The organism is Paraconexibacter sp., from assembly GCF_041602235.1.
Lineage (GTDB): Bacteria > Actinomycetota > Thermoleophilia > Solirubrobacterales > Solirubrobacteraceae > Paraconexibacter.
Map to the genome: position 1 here is coordinate 1 of NZ_JBFIGP010000016.1, position 18,677 is coordinate 18,677.

General features: G+C 71.2%; 15 protein-coding genes and 1 riboswitch. Of the genes, 13 read left to right on the forward strand and 2 right to left on the reverse strand.

The genetic code is table 11. The features are described 5' to 3' along the window. Both ABYE80_RS02425 and ABYE80_RS02430 read left to right on the forward strand, forming a co-directional pair. The coding region (locus ABYE80_RS02425; RefSeq protein ID WP_372788394.1) for a carbohydrate ABC transporter permease at positions 1 to 796 on the forward strand (796 nt) is incomplete at its 5' end. A gap of 9 nt (positions 797 to 805) precedes the next feature. After that, a complete protein-coding gene (locus tag ABYE80_RS02430; RefSeq protein WP_372788396.1) occupies positions 806 to 2,056 on the forward strand; it encodes an ABC transporter ATP-binding protein in 1,251 nt (416 codons plus the stop codon). 41 nt (positions 2,057 to 2,097) lie between these two features. On the opposite strand, the gene ABYE80_RS02435 is transcribed toward ABYE80_RS02430, so the two are convergent. Continuing rightward, positions 2,098 to 2,940 carry a chromosome partitioning protein ParB gene (locus tag ABYE80_RS02435; RefSeq protein ID WP_372788397.1) on the reverse strand — a complete coding sequence of 281 codons (843 nt, stop codon included), beginning with the start codon at positions 2,938 to 2,940 and terminating at the stop codon, positions 2,098 to 2,100. Positions 2,941 to 2,984: 44 nt separating this feature from the next. Here ABYE80_RS02435 and ilvC point away from each other — a divergent pair, with 44 nt between their 5' ends. The 8 genes from ilvC (at position 2,985) to ABYE80_RS02475 (ending at position 12,171) form a co-directional block, all read left to right on the forward strand. After that, positions 2,985 to 3,986 carry a ketol-acid reductoisomerase gene (ilvC, locus tag ABYE80_RS02440; RefSeq protein ID WP_372788398.1) on the forward strand — a complete coding sequence of 334 codons (1,002 nt, stop codon included), beginning with the start codon at positions 2,985 to 2,987 and terminating at the stop codon, positions 3,984 to 3,986. A gap of 117 nt (positions 3,987 to 4,103) precedes the next feature. Beyond that, positions 4,104 to 4,193: riboswitch (ZMP/ZTP riboswitch) on the forward strand. A 31-nt stretch (positions 4,194 to 4,224) separates the two neighbouring features. Continuing rightward, positions 4,225 to 5,370, forward strand: coding sequence for a phosphoserine transaminase (serC, locus tag ABYE80_RS02445; protein WP_372788400.1), 1,146 nt, complete (start codon positions 4,225 to 4,227; stop codon positions 5,368 to 5,370). Then, a complete protein-coding gene (serA, locus tag ABYE80_RS02450) occupies positions 5,367 to 6,968 on the forward strand; it encodes a phosphoglycerate dehydrogenase (RefSeq protein WP_372788402.1) in 1,602 nt (533 codons plus the stop codon). The genes serC and serA overlap by 4 nt, the downstream gene beginning before the upstream one ends. Before the next feature lie 104 nt (positions 6,969 to 7,072). Continuing rightward, positions 7,073 to 8,233: an ABC transporter ATP-binding protein gene (locus ABYE80_RS02455; protein ID WP_372788403.1), complete on the forward strand. Its 1,161-nt coding sequence runs from the start codon at positions 7,073 to 7,075 to the stop codon at positions 8,231 to 8,233. Continuing rightward, entirely contained in the window at positions 8,226 to 9,431 is a 1,206-nt protein-coding gene (locus ABYE80_RS02460) for a PotD/PotF family extracellular solute-binding protein (protein ID WP_372788405.1), read from the forward strand. Before ABYE80_RS02455 ends, ABYE80_RS02460 begins: the two co-directional genes overlap by 8 nt. Before the next feature lie 3 nt (positions 9,432 to 9,434). After that, a complete protein-coding gene (locus ABYE80_RS02465) occupies positions 9,435 to 10,319 on the forward strand; it encodes an ABC transporter permease (protein WP_372788406.1) in 885 nt (294 codons plus the stop codon). Continuing rightward, on the forward strand, positions 10,316 to 11,131 hold the full coding sequence (locus tag ABYE80_RS02470; protein WP_372788408.1) for an ABC transporter permease: 816 nt from the start codon (positions 10,316 to 10,318) through the stop codon (positions 11,129 to 11,131). The genes ABYE80_RS02465 and ABYE80_RS02470 overlap by 4 nt, the downstream gene beginning before the upstream one ends. Before the next feature lie 38 nt (positions 11,132 to 11,169). Beyond that, positions 11,170 to 12,171 carry a zinc-binding dehydrogenase gene (locus ABYE80_RS02475; RefSeq protein WP_372788410.1) on the forward strand — a complete coding sequence of 334 codons (1,002 nt, stop codon included), beginning with the start codon at positions 11,170 to 11,172 and terminating at the stop codon, positions 12,169 to 12,171. Here ABYE80_RS02475 and ABYE80_RS02480 read toward each other — a convergent pair. After that, on the reverse strand, positions 12,168 to 14,882 hold the full coding sequence (locus ABYE80_RS02480; protein WP_372788411.1) for a penicillin acylase family protein: 2,715 nt from the start codon (positions 14,880 to 14,882) through the stop codon (positions 12,168 to 12,170). The two genes, ABYE80_RS02475 and ABYE80_RS02480, sit on opposite strands and share 4 nt — an antisense overlap. A gap of 200 nt (positions 14,883 to 15,082) precedes the next feature. Between ABYE80_RS02480 and ABYE80_RS02485 the strand changes: the two genes are divergently transcribed. From ABYE80_RS02485 to ABYE80_RS02495, 3 genes are read left to right on the forward strand one after another with little or no spacing between them, the layout of a single operon-like run. Then, positions 15,083 to 16,741: a 2-isopropylmalate synthase gene (locus ABYE80_RS02485; protein ID WP_372788413.1), complete on the forward strand. Its 1,659-nt coding sequence runs from the start codon at positions 15,083 to 15,085 to the stop codon at positions 16,739 to 16,741. Further along, positions 16,738 to 18,009 carry a M20/M25/M40 family metallo-hydrolase gene (locus ABYE80_RS02490; protein ID WP_372788414.1) on the forward strand — a complete coding sequence of 424 codons (1,272 nt, stop codon included), beginning with the start codon at positions 16,738 to 16,740 and terminating at the stop codon, positions 18,007 to 18,009. Before ABYE80_RS02485 ends, ABYE80_RS02490 begins: the two co-directional genes overlap by 4 nt. Before the next feature lie 24 nt (positions 18,010 to 18,033). Then, positions 18,034 to 18,630 carry a hypothetical protein gene (locus tag ABYE80_RS02495; RefSeq protein ID WP_372788416.1) on the forward strand — a complete coding sequence of 199 codons (597 nt, stop codon included), beginning with the start codon at positions 18,034 to 18,036 and terminating at the stop codon, positions 18,628 to 18,630. Positions 18,631 to 18,677: the final 47 nt, after the last annotated feature.

Consider the following 18,677-nt stretch of genomic DNA (forward strand, 5'->3'; position numbering starts at 1 on the left):
CGTCGCCGTCCTGCTGTTCGCCCTCATCCCGGTCGTCTGGATCCTGTCGCTGTCGCTGAAGACGCCGGCGACGGTGGGCGACGGCTCCTTCATCCCGAAGGACATCACGTTCGAGAACTACTCCGGCCTGTTCGAGGGCGGCTTCGACAGCCCGTTCCTGCGACCGCTGATCAACTCGATGCTGATCGCGCTGATCGCCACGGTGATCGCGGTGACGCTGGCGTCGTTCACCGCCTACGCGATCGCTCGGCTCACGTTCCCCGGCAAGTCGCTCGTGCTCGGCGGCGCGCTGGCGATCGCCATGTTCCCGCCGATCTCGGTCGTCGGGCCGCTGTTCGACATGTGGCGGGCACTGGGCCTCTACGACACCTATCCGGGCCTGATCATCCCGTACCTGACCTTCGCGCTGCCGCTCGCGATCTACACGCTCGTCGCGTTCTTCCGCGAGATCCCGTGGGAGCTCGAGCAGGCCGCGCAGGTCGACGGGGCCACGCCGTTCCAGGCCTTCCGCAAGGTGATCCTGCCGCTCGCCGCCCCGGGCGTCTTCACCGCGGCGATCCTCGTGTTCATCTTCGCCTGGAACGACTTCGTGTTCGCGATCACGCTCACGTCGTCGGACTCCTCACGGACCGTGCCCGCCGCACTGGCGTTCTTCCAGGGCGACTCGCAGTTCACGTCACCGACAGGGAACATCGCCGCGGCCGCGGTGCTCGTGACCCTGCCGATCATCCTCTTCGTGCTCGTCTTCCAGCGCCGGATCGTGGCGGGTCTCACCGCCGGCGCCGTCAAGGGATAGGACCGAACCATGGCCAACATCACGCTCAAGGACGTCACCAAGCGCTACGCGGACGGGACCGAAGCCGTGCGCGCGCTGAACCTCGACATCGACGACGGCGAGTTCATGATCCTCGTCGGACCGTCGGGGTGCGGCAAGTCCACGGCGCTGCGCATGATCGCCGGGCTCGAGGACATCTCCGACGGCGAGCTGGACATCGGCGGCGAGCGGGTCAACGAGCGCGCGCCACGTGACCGCGACATCGCGATGGTCTTCCAGAACTACGCGCTCTACCCGCACATGACCGTGCGGGAGAACATGGGCTTCGCGCTCAAGCTCGCGAAGGTCGACCAGGCCGAGATCGACCGCAAGGTCGAGGCCGCCGCCGAGACGCTCGACCTCACGCAGCACCTCGACCGCAAGCCGTCGAACCTCTCGGGAGGCCAGCGGCAGCGGGTCGCGATGGGACGCGCGATCGTCCGTGAGCCCAGCGCGTTCCTGATGGACGAGCCGCTCTCGAACCTCGACGCGAAGCTGCGCGTGCAGATGCGCACCGAGGTCGCGCGGCTGCAGAAGCGCCTGAAGACCACGACGGTCTACGTGACGCACGACCAGACCGAGGCGATGACCCTGGGGGACCGGGTGGCCGTCATGCGCGCGGGGGTCCTGCAGCAGGTCGACACGCCGCGCGAGCTCTACGCCAACCCGGCCAACATCTTCGTGGCCGGGTTCATCGGATCCCCGGCCATGAACTTTTTCGCCGGCGAGGTCCGCGAGGGCAGGATCGCGCTGCCGTTCGCCGAGGTCCCGGCGCCGAGCGGTCTCCAGGACGGGCAGAAGGTGATCGCGGGCGTGCGGCCCGAGGACTTCGAGGACGCGGCGCTGGCGCCGGAGGGCCGCGAGTCGGGTGTGGAGTTCGAAGCCGATGTCGAGGTGACCGAGTCGATGGGCTCGGAGATCTACGCCTACTTCGCCTTCGAGGGGGAGGAGGTCAGCTCCGATCAGCTCGCCGACCTCGCCCGCGACGCCGGCGTCGCCGACACGCCCGGCTCGGGATCCGCGGGCCAGGCCGTCGCGCGCCTCAGCCCGGAGTCCGACGTGCGGGCCGGGTCCCGCGCCAGGCTGTGGCTCGACGGCGCGCGGGTGCACGTCTTCGATCCCGAGGACGGTCGCAACCTCCGCCCGCTCGGGCACCGCTCCGCCGGGACGTCGGACGACGCGGGCTCGCCCCAGGGTCCCGCCACCGACCCGCCCGGGGAAGGACCCGCCCCGACGCCGTGAGCGTCCGGCCGCGCGGCGGTGCGTTGCGCGGGACCGCTGCTTCAGCGTCCGCGCCGGACGCGCTCGATCGCCTCGTCGCTCCAGCTCTGGGTCCGCATGAGGCGGTAGCGGTCGCCGGAGAGGCGCAGGTACGCGTCGGCGTCCGTCTCCCCGCGACGGACGAGATCGGCGTCCCGCAGCAGCGCGACCACCGGCACGAACTCCTCGTCGAACCAGCGCCGGGCGACCTGCGGGCGGTCCAGGCAGGTCCCCTCCACCTGGTGCAGGCGGAAGCCCCAGGCCTCCACGCCCTCCGCGAGTTCCCCGTAGCGCTCCGGGTCGGTCAGCCGGACCCGGGTGAGCGCGTCCGCGCCGAGGGGCACGCGCTCCCGGAACAGCCGCTCGTGTCCCTTCAGGGGCAGGTCGTCCAGCCGGGTCGAGCGGTCCGCGGGCACGCGCGTCACGACCTCGACGACGCGCGCGTCGATCTCCGTCCGGCGCTGCGCGCGAGCGACCGCGACGCGGTGGTGCCCGTCGCGGACGAAGTGCACCTCGCCGACGCGGAACACGTCGATGGGGGGCAGCGCCTCGCCGCGGCGCTGGGCGCTGGCCAGCCGTTCGAAGCGCTGCCGGACCGCGCTGGACGTGGGGCGGAACGCGCGGTCGAACTCCTTGCCGCGGTCGACGGTCCCGACGATCGTGTCCACCTCGATCGAGCGGATCCCCAGGTCGCGTTCGGACACGCGCCCGAGCGCGGCGACGACCTCGTCGAAGGGCAGCATCATCTCGACGTCGTCGGGCTCCCGGCGGAGCACCGCCGAGAGCCGGGCGAGCGTGCGTCGACGGCGCGCCCGGAGGAAGTCGTCCTGCGCGTCGGACGTCGGGAAGCCGGTGTCGGGGGCCATACCGCAAGTGTGCCCGCAGGCGCTGACCATTACCCTCCGCGCCTATGTTCTACGACGACGACGCAGACCTCGGTCTCCTCGACGGCAAGACCGTCGCGATCATCGGCTTCGGCTCCCAGGGCCACGCCCACGCACAGAACCTCAAGGACTCGGGCGCCAGCGTCGTCGTAGGCCTGCGCGAGGACTCCTCCTCGGTGCAGAAGGCCAAGGACGCGGGACTCGAGGTCCTGTCCATCTCCGACGCCGCCTCCAAGGGCGATGTCGTGATGCTGCTGGTGCCCGACGAGCTGCACCGTCAGGTCTGGGAGGAGGAGGTCCGTGACGGCATCGCCGAGGGCAACCTCCTGCTGTTCGGGCACGGGTTCAGCGTGCTTTACAAGGAGATCGAGCCTCCCGCCGGTGTCGATGTCGCGCTCGCCGCGCCGAAGGGTCCCGGGCACCTGGTCCGCCGTCAGTACCTCGAGGGCTCCGGCGTCCCGGGGCTGATCGCGATCCACCAGGACGCGACCGGGAACGCCCAGGCGCTGACGCTCGCCTACGCCAAGGGGATCGGCTGCACCCGCGGTGGCGTGTTCGAGACGACCTTCAAGGACGAGACCGAGACCGACCTGTTCGGGGAGCAGGCCGTGCTCTGCGGCGGCGCCTCCGAGCTCGTCCAGGCCGGGTTCGACACCCTCGTCGAGGCCGGGTACGACCCGCAGATGGCGTACTTCGAGTGCCTGCACGAGCTGAAGCTCATCGTCGACCTGATGTACGAGAAGGGTCTCGCGGGCATGCGGTACTCGATCTCGAACACCGCCGAGTACGGCGACTACACCCGCGGCCCGCGGGTCATCACGCAGCAGACGCGCGACGAGATGAAGAAGATCCTCAAGGAGATCCAGGACGGCGACTTCGCTCGCGAGTGGATCGCCGAGAACCGCGCCGGCCAGGAGAACTTCAAGCGCATGCGGGCCGAGCAGGCCGCCAAGCCGATCGAGACGACCGGCAAGGAGCTGCGCAAGATGATGGCCTGGATCGACGACTCCGGGTTCGCGCAGGGCTGAGCCCGCGGGGTGTGCCGTTCTGACGACGCATAGCGTCGTCGAAGCGTCACACCCCCTACGTGGTGCGGGCGTCATCGCCCGTTCACGGGGCCTCGGCCGAAGGTCCGCTAACCTCCGGGGCGTCGTCGCGACTGGCGCCTATCGGGTGGGGTTCACCACCGGGGAGCGACGACGCAGCACCTTCCGTCGCGCGCCTGGGCACCACGTTCGATCACCGATCCCACGAGGAGCGCCTCACGTGACGCCGCCCGATCTGCAGATTCCCGCCGACCTCAAGCCCGCCGACGGTCGCTTCGGCTGCGGACCGTCGAAGGTCCGCCCGCAGCAGCTCGCCGCGCTGACCGCCGCAGGGCGCGACGTCATGGGCACCTCGCACCGGCAGAAGCCCGTCAAGAACGTCGTCGGCCGGGTCCGCTCGGGCCTGCGTGACCTGTTCTCCCTCCCCGAGGGCTACGAGGTGATGCTGGGCAACGGGGGGACCACCGCCTTCTGGGACGCCGCCGCCTTCGGCCTCGTCCGCGAGCGCGCGCTGCACCTGACCTGCGGCGAGTTCTCCAGCAAGTTCGCCTCCGTCACCACGGGAGCGCCGTTCCTCGCCGATCCGATCGTCGTCGCCGCCGACCCCGGCGACGCGCCGGCCCCCACCTCCGACTCGTCCTGCGACGTCCTCGCCTGGGCGCACAACGAGACCTCCACCGGCGTGATGACGCCCGTCGAGCGACCGGCCGGCAGCGGCGACGCCCTCGTGCTCATCGACGCGACCTCCGGGGCCGGTGGGCTCCCGCTCGACGCCACCCAGGCAGACGTCTACTACTTCGCCCCGCAGAAGTGCTTCGCCGCGGACGGTGGCCTCTGGCTCGCCCTGCTGAGCCCGGCCGCGCAGGAGCGCATCGCCGAGATCGGCGCCGGTGACCGCTGGATCCCCGAGTTCCTGTCCCTCACGACGGCGCTGGACAACTCGGCCAAGGACCAGACGTACAACACCCCCGCGGTCGGCACGCTGCTCATGCTCGCCGACCAGGTCGAGTGGATGAACGGGCTCGGCGGCCTCGACGCCACCGTCGCGCGGACCACCGAGTCCTCCTCACACCTCTACGCGTGGGCGGAGTCCTCGTCCTTCGCGACCCCCTTCGTCACCGACCCGGCGAAGCGCTCGCTGGTGGTCGGAACCATCGACTTCGACGACACCGTCGACGCGAGCGCCGTCGCCGCCACGTTGCGGGCCAACGGCATCGTCGACACCGAGCCCTATCGCAAGCTCGGTCGCAACCAGCTGCGCGTCGGCCTGTTCCCCGCGATCGACCCCGATGACGTGCGCGCCCTCACGGCCTGCATCGACTGGGTCGTCGAGCATCTGCCCACCACCACCGGAGCGTCCGCATGACCCGCGTCCTCGTCGCCGAGCCGATCGGCGAGTCAGGCATCGACCTGCTCAAGCAGCACTTCGACGTCGACGTCAAGACCGACTGGGCCGACGGCGAGCTCACGCAGGCGATCGGCGACTACGACGGGATCCTCATCCGGTCCGCGTCCAAGCTCACCGCCGAGGTCCTCGAGCACGCCACGAACCTCAAGGCCATCGGTCGCGCCGGTGTGGGCGTCGACAACGTCGACGTCCCGACGGCCACCAAGCGGGGCATCGTCGTCGCCAACGCCCCGCAGTCCAACGTGGTGACCGCGGCCGAGCACACGCTCGCGCTCCTGCTCGCGCTCGCCCGCAACGTCCCGCAGGCGCATTCGGCCCTGGTCGCCGGTCGCTGGGATCGCTCGAAGTACTCCGGCATCGAGCTCATGGACAAGACGCTCGGCATCCTGGGCTTCGGACGGATCGGTCAGCTCGTCGCACAGCGCGCGCAGGGGTTCGGCATGAAGGTCGTCGCCTTCGACCCGTTCGTCGGGGCGGAGCGCTACCGCGAGCTCGGCGTCGAGAAGGCCGACACCTCGGACGAGGTGTACGCGGTGGCGGACTTCATCACCATCCATCTCCCCAAGACGCCGGAGACGGAGGGCTGGCTGAACGCCGAGGCCTTCGCGAAGTGCAAGGACGGCGTCCGCATCCTCAACGTCGCCCGCGGTCCGCTGATCGTCGACGAGGACCTCGTCGCCGCGCTCGACAGCGGGAAGGTCGGTGGCGCCGCCCTCGACGTGTTCCGCAGCGAGCCCATCACCGAGCACCCGCTGTTCGGTCGCGAGAACGTGGTCGTCACGCCGCACCTGGGCGCGTCCACCGCGGAGGCGACGGACCGGGCCGGCTACCAGGCGGCGGAGCAGGTCGTCGCGGCGCTGACCGGGGGGGCGGTCACGACCGCCGTCAACGTGCCGGCCGTCGCCGCCGAGGATCTCGAGGTGCTGGGGCCGTTCCTGCCGCTCTGCCGCAAGCTGGGTCGGTTGGCGGTCGGCATCGCTCCGGGGAGCTCCATCGACCGCGTGGAGGTGGAGTTCCTCGGGCGGATCGCCGAACGCGACACGCGTCCCCTCGTCCTCCACGTGCTCCTGGGGGCGCTCAGCGGGCACACCGAGGAGGAGGTCAACGAGGTCAACGCGCCGCAGCTCGCGCAGGAGCGGGGCATCGAGGTCGAGGAGACCAAGCGGACCACCGCACGGGACTTCACCGATCTCGTCCGTGTCACCGTCGTGTCGGGTGACGCTCGCTGCCGCGTCGTGGGCACCACGCTCGGGCGTCAGGACCGTCCGCACCTGCTCGAGGCATGGGGCGAGCGGTTCAACCTGCAGCTCGAGGACCACGTGCTGCTCTTCCGCTACAAGGACGTGCCGGGCATGATTGGCCGCGTCGGCAGCGCCCTCGGTGAGGCCGGGATCAACATCGGTCAGGCCGCGGTGGGGCGGACCGAGGGCGAGGACGAGCGCCCGGACGGCATGGCGGCGATCGTGATGACGACCGACGGTGCCGTCCCGCAGGACGTTCTGGAGCAGATCGTCGCCGGTGAGGGCTTCGCGACGGGGCGCGCGATCACCTTCTGAGCGCTGCATCCCTGGCCCACGCGCCGGATTGGACAAGTGGGCCAGGGAACACCGGCCAGTGCGGTGTTTGCTTCCGGGGTTCCGGATGCACGACAATCGCGCCGATGTCGGAGCTTCCTGACGCGATGGAGCACACTTCGTCCGGACTGGACGAAGCGTCGGACACCGACATCGAGCTCCGCGGCGTCTCCAAGGCGTTCGGGAGCATGGTTGCCGTCGACGACCTGGATCTCGAGATCCCTCGCGGTGGGTTCTTCGCGATGCTCGGCCCCTCCGGGTGCGGCAAGACCACGACGCTGCGGATGATCGGTGGCTTCGAGGACCCCACCGCCGGGGTGGTCCGCCTGGGTGGACAGGACGTCACCGACCTCCCGCCGTACCGGCGTGACGTCAACACCGTGTTCCAGAGCTACGCGCTGTTCCCGCACATGGACATCGCGGAGAACGTGGGGTTCGGCCTGGCGCGGCGCAAGGTCCCGAAGGACGAGATCCGCCGCCGCGTCGCCGAGACGCTCGAGCTGACGCAGCTCAGCGAGCTGGCCCGACGCCGGCCGGCGCAGCTGTCCGGTGGTCAGCAGCAGCGGGTGGCGCTGGCCCGTGCCCTCGTGAACCGACCTCGCGCGCTGCTGCTCGACGAGCCGCTCGGCGCGCTGGACCTCCGGCTGCGCAAGCAGCTCCAGCTCGAGCTCAAGCGCATCCATCAGGACATCGGCATCACCTTCGTCCACGTCACGCACGATCAGGAGGAGGCCATGACGATGGCCGACGAGATCGTCGTGATGAACGAGGGCCGCATCGAGCAGCGCGGCACCGCCGACGAGCTGTACGACGACCCGGCGACGGCGTTCGTGGCGAACTTCCTCGGCGTGTCCAACCTCATCGACGGCACGGTCGGCGACCGGGCCGGCCAGTACGTCGAGGTCCGCACGGCCGAGGGGACCCCGTTGCGGGTCCGTGAGGCGTCCCTGCGCGGGCTCACCGGCGCCGTGCGCGTGGGCGTCCGGCCCGAGAAGGTCAGGCTGCTCGACGCGGCCACCCCTGCTCCCGGAGACCTCAACGCGCTCCGCGGGACCGTCATGGTCGCCAGCTTCCTCGGGGTCGCGATGCACTACCAGGTGCGGACCGCGGCGGGGGACGAGCTGATGGCCATCGTCCAGAACCGCGGGGACACCGAGGACCACGTGAGCCCGGGCCAGGAGGTCCACATGGCCTGGAACCCCGACCACAGCTTCGTCGTCGCCAACGAGAGGAACGATCATGCCTGAGCAGCCCCGCCCGGAGGACATCATCGAACGCCTGCTCGCGGAGCAGCGGCTCTCACGCCGGGGGTTCCTGCGAAAGGCGGGCGCCACGGGGCTGACGTTCTCCGGCGCCGCGGCGTTCCTGGCCGCATGCGGCGGCGTCGAGGGCACGGCGACCAAGACGACCGCCGAGACGGTCGCGGTCGACCACCCGAAGGTGCCGATCACGCAGCTGAACTTCTCCAACTGGCCGCTCTACATCGACAAGTCGGTGATCAAGAGCTTCGAGAAGGAGTACGGCGGCAAGGTCAAGTACACCGAGGAGATCAACGACAACCAGGAGTTCTTCGGCAAGGTCCGCCAGCAACTGCAGCAGGGGCAGGCGATCGGCCGCGACATCGTGGTCCTGACGGACTACATGGCGACGCGCTGGATCCGCAACGACTACCTCACCCCGATCGACAAGAAGAACGTGCCGAACGCGCAGAACCTCGTCGAGGGCCTGCGGGCGCCGAACTTCGATCCCTCCCGCCAGTACTCGCTTCCGTGGCAGTCGGGCATGACGGCGATCGGCTACAACCCCAAGCGCACGGGCGGGAAGCTGTCGAGCATCAACGACATCTTCGACCCCAAGTTCAAGGGGCGCGTCACGATGCTCGCCGACCCGCACGACTCGGCGAGCCTGATGATCCTGGCCGACGGGAAGAAGACGGCCGACGCCACGATCGACGACGTGCTGGCGGCGATCGACCGGATCGACGAGGAGAACCGCAAGGGCCAGATCCGGCGCTTCACCGGCAACGACTACACGACCGACCTCGCGAAGGGCAACGTCTGGATCTCGGTCGCCTACAGCGGCGACGTCATCCAGCTGCAGGCCGACAACCCCGAGCTCGAGTTCCTGATCCCGGACGAGGGCGCGGTCCTGTGGTCGGACAACATGCTCATGCCGCAGAAGGCCGCCCATCCCTACGCGGCCGAGACGATGATGAACTACGTCTACGAGCCCGAGATCGCCGCCAAGATCGCCGCGTACGTCAACTACGTCACGCCGGTCATCGGCGCGCAGGAGGAGCTCGCGAAGACCGACCCCGAGACGGCGGAGAACGAGCTCATCTTCCCGTCCGACGAGACGCGGGCGAAGCTCAACCCCTACCCGACGCTGTCGCCCGAGGACGAGAACCGGATGCTGGAGGCGATGCAGAAGGTGACGGGGGCCTGAGCGGTGGCCCGGCGAGCGCTGCTCACCGCGCGCCGCCGGCGGCAACTCCTTCCGTACGCGATCCTCGTCCCGGGGGTCGCGTGGCTCGTCGTCTTCTTCGCGATCCCGGTCCTCAACCAGGTCTACGTCTCGCTGGAGAGCGGGACGATCGAGCAGGGGTACGCGTTCGACTGGAACTGGAGCTCCTACGGCACCGCCCTGTCGGACTACCAGGAGCAGTTCCTGCGGTCCCTGTTCTACGCTGGGACCGCGACGGTGCTGGCGCTGGTGATCGCGTTCCCGCTCGTGTACTTCGTCGCCTTCCGGGGAGGGCGGTACAAGACGGTGCTCCTCGCGCTCATCGTCCTGCCGCTCTTCATGAACTTCCTGATGCGGACGGTGGCGTGGCAGACGATCCTCCAGGACGACGGGTTCGTCGCGGACACCATGCGGTCGCTGGGCATCCTGGAGGAGGACGGTCGCCTGCTGGCGACCCGTACGGCGGTGATCGCCGGGCTGACCTACAACTTCCTGCCGTTCATGGCGCTGCCGATCTACGCGGCGCTCGAGGGCGTGGACCGCCGTCTCATCGAGGCGGCCACCGACCTCTACGCGACGCGCTGGCAGGCGTTCCGGCGGATCACCGTGCCGCTGGCGATGCCGGGCATCGTGGCCGGGTCGCTGCTGACGTTCATCCCGGCGCTCGGCGACTACGTCAACGCGTCGCTGCTCGGCTCATCGCGGGAGACGATGATCGGCAACGTCATCCAGTCCAAGTTCCTCGTGCTCACGGACTACCCGACCGCCGCGGCCCTGTCGTTCCTGCTCATGCTGTTCATCGTGGTCCTCGTCGCGATCTACATCCGCGTCCTGGGCCGGCGCTCGCTGTTCGAGGCGGCTGCCGCATGAGCGCGGTGACGAGGGCGACCCGCCGCCGGACCGTCGCGCTGGGCGTGTGGTCGGGGTTCGCGCTGCTCTACCTCTTCCTCCCGGTGTTCCTGATCGTGGCGTTCTCGTTCAACGACCCGTCGGGCCGGTTCAACTTCACGTGGCAGGGATTCACGCTGGACCAGTGGAAGGACCCGTTCAGCGTCGAGGGGCTCGGGACGGCGTTCCGCAACTCGCTCGAGATCGCCGCGCTGTCGGTCGTCGTGTCCGTGATCCTCGGGACCCTCGTGGCGCTGGCGCTGGCGCGCTACCACTTCCGGGGACGCAGTCCCCTGGGCCTGTTCCTGTTCCTGCCGCTGGCGACGCCCGACGTGGTGATGGGCGCGTCGCTGCTCGGGCTCTTCCTGACCATGAACGTCGCGACCGGGTTCGCGACCATCCTGATCGCCCACGTGATGTTCAACATCGCCTACGTCGTGGTCACCGTGCTGGCTCGACTGCAGGGCATGGACGCGCACCTGGAGGAGGCGGCGATGGATCTCGGGGCCAACGAGTGGACGACCTTCCGTCTCGTCACGCTGCCCCTGATCGCCCCCGGCGTCGCGGCGGCGGCGATGCTCGCCTTCGTCCTGTCGATCGACGACTACATCGTCACGAGCTTCAACGCCGGCACGACCTCGACGTTCCCGCTCTACATCTTCGGCGCCGCCCGGCAGGGCGTCCCCCCGCAGGTCAACGTGCTGGCGACCGCGCTGCTGTTCGCCGTGGTCCTGCTGATGGTCGGCAACGTCGCGTATCAGCGTCGGCTGGCCCGTAGGGACGCTGCGGCGTAGGAGACGGCGGACCGCGGGCGCCGCAGTAGGGTCACCGGATGCGCGCCGTCGTCATCACCAAGCACGGGGACCCCGACGTCCTGGAGGTCCAGGAGCGCCCGTCCCCGCAACTGAAGGCCGGCGGCGTCCGCATCGCGGTACGGGCGGCCGGGGTGAACTTCGCCGACCTCATGGCCCGCCTGGGCCTGTACCCCGACGCGCCCGCCGTCCCGTGCGTGGTGGGCTACGAGGTCGCCGGAGAGGTGACCGAGGTGGCGGGGGACGTCACCGACGTGGAGGTAGGGGACCGCGTCGTGGCCGGGACCAGGTTCGGCGGGTACGCCGAAGAGGTGTGCGTCGGCCGCGACGACGTCGTCCCGTTGCCGGACGCGCTGAGCTTCGAGCAGGGGGCCGCGATCCCGGTGAACTACGCGACCGCGTGGGCGGGTCTCCTGGGGTACGGCAGCCTGCGTGCGGGGGAGCGGGTGCTGGTGCACGCCGCCGCCGGCGGGGTGGGGATCGCCGCGACGCAGATCGCGAAGCGGACCGGCGCCGAGGTGTACGGCACGGCGTCGCCCGGCAAGCACGAGGCCATCACGGGGTTCGGCGTCGACGTGGCGCTCGACTACACCCGGTCGGGCTGGGAGAAGGGGCTGCCCCCGTTCGACCTGGTGATGGACGCGATCGGCGGTTCCTCCCTGAAGCGCAGCTACGACCTCCTGCGTCCCGGCGGACGACTCATCGCCTTCGGCGCGAGCAGCGTCGTGGCAGGCGAGAAGAAGAACCTCCTGAAGGCGGCGCCGCAGGCGCTGCGCATGATCCGCGGGTTCAACGCCATGGATCAGATGAGCGACTCCAAGGCGGTGATCGGCCTCAACATGCTGCGCCTGTGGGACGACCGGGGCACCCTCGAGCCGTGGATCACGCCGCTGCGAGCGCTGATCGACGACGGCACCGTCGATCCGGTGGTCTCCGACGTCGTGCCGTTCGACCGGGCCGCCGACGCGCACCGGATCCTCACCGAGCGGCGCAACATCGGCAAGGTCGTGCTCGTCCCCTAGGGGGCCGCGCCGACCTCCACCGCCTGCTGGAAGCTGCCGCGGTCCTGCCACGGCGTGGGCGGCAGCTCGATGGCCCCCGCGGGGATGAAGTCCAGCTGGTCGCAGCTCGGGGGCTGGGTGACCGGGCAGGTGGTCGCGATCCTCGCGCCGTCGAGGCTGCCGTACTGCCGGGTCACGGCGTCGACCGCGTCCCGCAGCGTGCGCCGCAGCAGGGTCCGGCAGCGGGAGATCGACCCCCGGCCGCAGTACACCCGCGACGGCGCTTGCGTGATGCGGCGACCGAGGACCGCTCTCAGGTCCTTGTGCACGTAGCTCATCCAGCCGTAGAACCACGTGTCCGGGCCGTCGGTGGGCAGGTAGTCGACGGGGTTGATGGTCGCGATGGCGTCCATGAGCCGCTCGCCCAGCACGGGACGGAACATGGCGGTCGTGGCCGGGCGCCACCAGGCGTCCATCAGGGCGACCGCGGGCGAGGCGTCGTAGCTGCCGTCACCGTCGAGGTCGACACGGTGGGCCCCGTCCTTGCGCCAGCTGCGCAGGAGGTCGGCGGCGTGACCGAGCGTCGGATCACTCGGATGCCCGACGACCCGCAGCATCCACGGCAGCGCCTCCTGCCCCCGGACGTCGACGGTACCGGCGTCGCCCATGATGCCGACGAGGCCGCCGAGGGTCAGCTTGCGCTTGCCCTTGATCGCTCCGCGCACCCGGCGCTCGAGTCGCTGCGAGCGGTGGACGGAGCCGTACTCCCAGTCGTAGTCGGACGCCCGCCACCCGGGGGCCTGCTTGTTGTTCCAGCTCAGGAGGTAGCCGCGCTCGGGGTCGATCTCCTGTGGCAGCCGCTCTGGCGGCAGGTAGGAGGCGCGACGGGTGACGGGGTCGAAGCCGCGCCAGTCGTACCTGCCGTCGCCCCACGCGGGAAGGTCGCTGTGCGTCCCGCGGGCGCGGCGTGGGTAGACCCCCGACTGGATGTAGCCGACGTTCTTGCGGTCTGCGTAGAAGAGGTTGTAGGACCCGGTCATGCGGGCGGCGGTGGACAGGAAGTCGCGGACGCCACGGGTCCCCGCGTTGATCCGGGCGATCGCCGCCGCCGTCTCGAGCTCGTGGAAGTAGGTGGACCGCGCGAGCGCGTAGGCGACGGGCTTCCCGCCGACGGTCGCCCGGGCGATGATCGGACCGTGGACCGATCGCTCGGTGTGGAACGTCGCCGAGTACGGTGCGGTCGTCGGGTCGGTGGACAGGTCGGCGGGTCCCGGGCGCCACGTCACCGGCTCGTCGCGTTGCTCGAGCGGCACGCAGGTCTTGCCGCGGACGTAGTGCGCGGACTCCAGGGTGGCGGGGCTTCCGTCCGGCTCGCACAGGCGCTCCGCGAAGGTGTCGGTGTTGTCGCCCTGCGCGGTCGTGATGCTCCAGGCGAAGTCCTTGCCGCGGCCGATGATCACGTACGGGCCGAGGCCTGGGACGCCGACTCCGCGAACGCTGATGCCCGGACCCTGGAGGTCGATCTCGTGGACCAGCGACGGTGCGTAGAAGTCGACCTGGGGGCCCGCCACGAACAGCGGCGTCCCACTCGCGGACTCCTTCGCGGGGATCGCCATCGCGTTGGACGCGTGGCGCGGCAGACGCAGGCCGCCGCGGGCGCGCAGCGTCGCCAGCCAGTGCGGCGCCGTGGAGGAGCCCCCGCCGGTGGCGCTCGCGTTCCGGACGACCCCGGCGTCCTGCAGCGTCCCGTCGTCGGGGAGCGCGCTCGCCGCGGGCCGAGGCGGTCCGGGATCGTCGAACGGGAAACGCCGGGTGGTGGTGACCGGCGCCTCCGGATCGTCCTTGGCCCGGAAGTCGGCGATGACCTTCTCGCCCTTGGCCTTCCCGAACCGCGACCAGGCCGCCCGGTAGGCGATCGCGTTCTCGATCTCGACACCGCCGCCCCGGCCGAAGTAGCCGTTGATGAGTCCGACGGTCGCGGCGACGTCGGCACGGGAGAAGGGTTCCAGCGGCTGTGCGAGCGCGGCGTACTCGGCGGGCATCAGCCGCGGGTCGCTTCGGGCGTCGGAGATGTAGGCGTTCACGCCGGCGAGGTAGTCGTCGACGTCGCGGACGACCTGCGCGCCCTCGGGTCCCGTGTCGGCGAGCCGCTGGACCATCGCCGCGAGCTCCTCGTCGGTGTAGTCGGTGACCTGGCGCTGGGCGACGTCGGCCGCGACGTTCTCTCCGTTGGGGCCAGGACCGATGAACGCCGTCATGCGCCCGCGTGCCGTGCGCCGAATGACGTCCATGAGGAAGAGCCGGTCCTGCGCGACGGCCCATCCGGCGCCCCACATGACGTTCGCGCGCGTCGTCCCGACGACGTGGGGTACGCGGTACGCGTCGCGCGTGATCGTCGTGCCCGCTCGGGGGGAGATGGTCTCGGAGGGGGTTCCGGCGGGCACCCCGAACGGGGCCGGCTTGAAGAAGCGGCCGAGATCGGACGTCCTCACCCCTGGGCCGGCCTTGGGCAGCGCCTCGAACATGGCGCGCTGGTTCTCGAAGCTCGAGGGGATCGTCCCGGCGGCCAGGAACGCCGCCGTCTCGAAGACGTCGGCGGTCTCACCCTGGCCGACCGGCACCAGGCTGTGGAACCCGCCCACGTCGGGGGTGCTCGCGGCCGCCCCCGATGTCGCGACGGCGGCGGTCGTGACCAGGACCGCGAGGCTCAGGAAGGTGGGGCGTCGGCGCACCGCGGCATCCTCGCACGTCCCGGGGTTGGCCCGCCCAGCCTGCGCTGCTAGCCTTGCGCGGGTCACATGGCGTTCTCGCTCGACCTCCGACTTCTTCTGCTCCTCCCCCTTCGGGGGGAATAGCGCGTGGGCGGCCGCTTTGCCGCGAACCGAAGTGGAAGAGTCCGAGACCGAAGCCCGAGAAGGAGCACCCGAACGCCATGACCGATCCCGCCGTACCCGCTGACGCGACCGCCCCCACGGACGCCGGCCGCGTCCTCATCTTCGACACCACCCTCCGTGACGGCGAGCAGTCGCCGGGCATCTCCCTGAACACCGCCGAGAAGCTCGAGATCGCGCAGCAGCTCGCGCGGCTCGGGGTCGACGTCATCGAGGCGGGCTTCCCGATCGCCTCGCCCGGCGACTTCGAGGCGGTGCGCGCCATCGCCCAGGAGGTCCAGGGCCCCGTCATCGCCGGGCTCGCGCGCGCCAACCCCGCCGACATCGATCGCGCGTGGGAGGCCGTCCAGGACTCCGAGCGTCCGCGGATCCACACGTTCGTCTCCACGTCCGACATCCACATCGAGCACCAGCTCATGGCGACCCGCGAGGACGTCAAGGGCTTGGCGAGGGCGTCCGTGGCCCAGGCCCGCGCGCTGTGTGCCGACGTCGAGTTCTCGCCGATGGACGCGACGCGGGCGGACGTGGAGTTCACCGCCGAGGTGGTGCAGATCGCGCTCGACGAGGGTGCGACCACGATCAACATCCCCGACACGGTCGGGTACGCGATGCCCGCCGAGTACGCGGCGTTCCTCACCCGGCTCTACGAGCTGGTCCCGGACCTGCGCGGAGCGGTGCTGTCGACCCACTGCCACGACGATCTCGGGCTCGCCGTGGCGAACTCGTTCTCCGGCGTCCTCGCCGGTGCGCGGCAGGTCGAGGGCGCGATCAACGGCATCGGCGAACGGGCGGGCAACGCCTCGCTGGAGGAGTTCGTGATGCTGCTGCACACGCGCGGCGCGGAGCTCGGCCTGCACTGCGGCGTCGTCACGACCGAGATCGCCCGCACGAGCCGGCTCGTGAGCCGCCTGACCGGCTACCCGGTCCAGCCCAACAAGGCGATCGTCGGTCGCAACGCGTTCGCCCATGAGTCGGGCATCCACCAGGACGGCGTCCTGAAGGAGCGGACCACCTACGAGATCATGGACGCGCGCAGCGTCGGGCTCGACGCCAACTCGCTGGTGCTCGGCAAGCACTCGGGCCGGCACGCGCTCAAGCAGGCGCTGGAGGATCTCGGCTACCCGATCGACGGCGCGACGCTCAACACGGCCTTCAAGCGGTTCAAGGACATCGCGGACAAGAAGAAGCAGGTCACCGCCATGGACCTCGAGGCGCTCGTCACCGATGAGCTTCGTGCCGAGGTCCCCGGGTTCACGCTCGAGTGGTTCGACGTGGAGGCGTCCTCGCGACGTCCCCCGCACGCGACCGTGGGTGTCTCGACCCCGGACGGCAGGTCCGTCGAAGGGTCCTTCACCGGTGACGGTCCCGTGGACGCGATCTTCCGGGCGATCAACGCGGCCACCGCGATCGACGCACGCCTGCGCGAGTTCCGGGTGGACGCGGTGACCGGCGGCCAGGACGCGCTCGGCGAGGTCAGCGTCGTCGTGGAGCTCGGAGACCCCGGTGCGGCCATCGCGCACGCGACGCCCGGCGTCCTGGCGGGCGAGCGCGTGACGGGTGCAGGGCAGGCGGTCGCGACCGACATCATCGAGGCCGCGGGCGAGGCGTACGCGCGGGCGCTCTCCAGCGCGGTCCGCCGCGCCCGGGCGGCCGCCGACGCACCGCAGGAGGACCGCGCCGCGTTGCTCGCCACCCCGTGAGCGGGGTGCCGGCCGCGCTCGCGGCCCTGGATCCGGACGCGATGGCCGCGGACCTCGCGGCCCTCGTCCGGATCCCGAGCGTGACGGGTTCCGAACGACCCGCGCTGGAGCACCTGCGCGACCGTGCCCGTGCCCTGGGGCTTGAGGCCACGCTCGCCGAGCACGACCTCGACGCGGTGCGCGCGGCCCCGGGGTTTCCGGGGGAGGAGGCGCCGCGCAGCGAGCTGGCGGGACTGCGGGTCGGGGTGCCGGGACGCGCGGCGGCCGGTCGCGTTCCCGGGCGGCCGCGGCTGGCGATCTGCGCGCACGTGGACGTGGTCGGCCCGGGCACGCAGCCCTGGCGTCACGGATCCCCATGGTCGGGTGCGCTCGAGGACGGCGCGGTGTACGGGCGCGGTGCGGCGGACATGAAGGCCGGGCTGGTCGCGGCGCTCCATGCGGTCGCGGCGCTGCGGGGTGCGGAGATGCTCGATCCGGTGCTCCTCGTCGTCTCCTCGGAGGAGGACGGGGGCCTGGGGGCGTTCGCCGCGCTCCGCGAGGACGCTGCCTGGGACGCGTGCGTGATCCCGGAGCCGACCGGCTTCGACGTGGTCTGCGCGCAGGCCGGGGCGATCACCTTCCGGGGGGAGATCCGCGGCGTCGCCGCCCACGCCGCGTTCCATTCCCAGGGCATCTCGGCGATCGACCGGTATCTCCCCGTCCATCGCGCGCTGCTCGACCTGGAGCGCTCGCTCAACGACGCCGTCGAGGACCCGGCGATGGCGGCGCTCGACCTGCCCTACCCGGTGTCGGTCGGTCGCGTCGCGGCCGGGGACTGGTCGAGCACCGTCCCCGATCTCCTGGTGTTCGAGGGCCGCGCGCCGGTCAGGGTGGGGGAGGACGTCGCCGAGGCGAAGGCCGCGGTCGAGCGCGCCGTGGCCGCGGCGTGCGACGACGACGGTCCACCGGTGGAGCTCACCTGGCCGGGTGCGATCTTCGCGAGCGCACGCACCCCGGCGGACCACGTCCTCAGCCGGCGGGCGGTCGAGGCGGTCGCCGCGGAGCGCGGCGAGGCGCGGGTCGCCGGGGTCCCGTGGGGCGCGGACATGCGCCTCTTCACGGCCAGCGGCATCCCGACCGTGATGGTCGGGCCGCGCCCGCTGGCGATCCACGGGGTCGACGAGCACGTGATGCTCGACGACGTGGTCGAGACTGCGCGGATCCTCGTCCGCCTGGCGTACGGCCTGATGCCGTCCGCGAGCGGAGCGGTGGCGGCGCCGGCGGGGTGATCTCGCAGGTGGCAGACTCGGTCCATGACCGAGGAGCGCCACCGGCAACTGCAGGCGGAGGCCGTCGCGGCGGACGGGGTCGCGCATCGCGCCCTGATGGCCGGCGATGAGGCCGGGGCGTCGCGGGCGTTCGCCCGCGCGTCCGCGACCTACGCCGCCTCGTGGGACCTCGCACCGCCGGCCTCGTTCGGGCGCCTGGTCGGATGGATGAAGGCCGCCATCCTGAGCGGTGACCCCGCGCTGGCGGACGCGGCGGCGCCGGCGGTGCTGCAGGCGATCGACGGCGACGAGGGCGCGGCCGGGTCACCCGCGGCGGCATGGGCGGAGGCGCTCGCGGCGTCGTGGTCGCAGGCGGACGAACGACTGCCGGAGGCGATCGCCACGATGCGCCAGGGGCCGCCGCCGTTCGAGCGGGCGGCCGCGGCCGTCCAGGCGATCGCCGACGGGGACGCGGATGCCCTGCCGGCGGCGCTCGACGCGATCATCGAGGACTTCGCGGCGCGCGAGGACCACCTGACCGGCGTGGCGATCGCCGACACCGCGATGGTGCTCGCCGTCATCGCGCAGCGCCGTGGTCTCCCGGGGCCGACGGGCTCGCCCGTGCCGGCCGGCGGCACATGAACGCTGTCGTACAGGTACCGTGCTGCCCGTGCCGCGTCGTCGCGCGG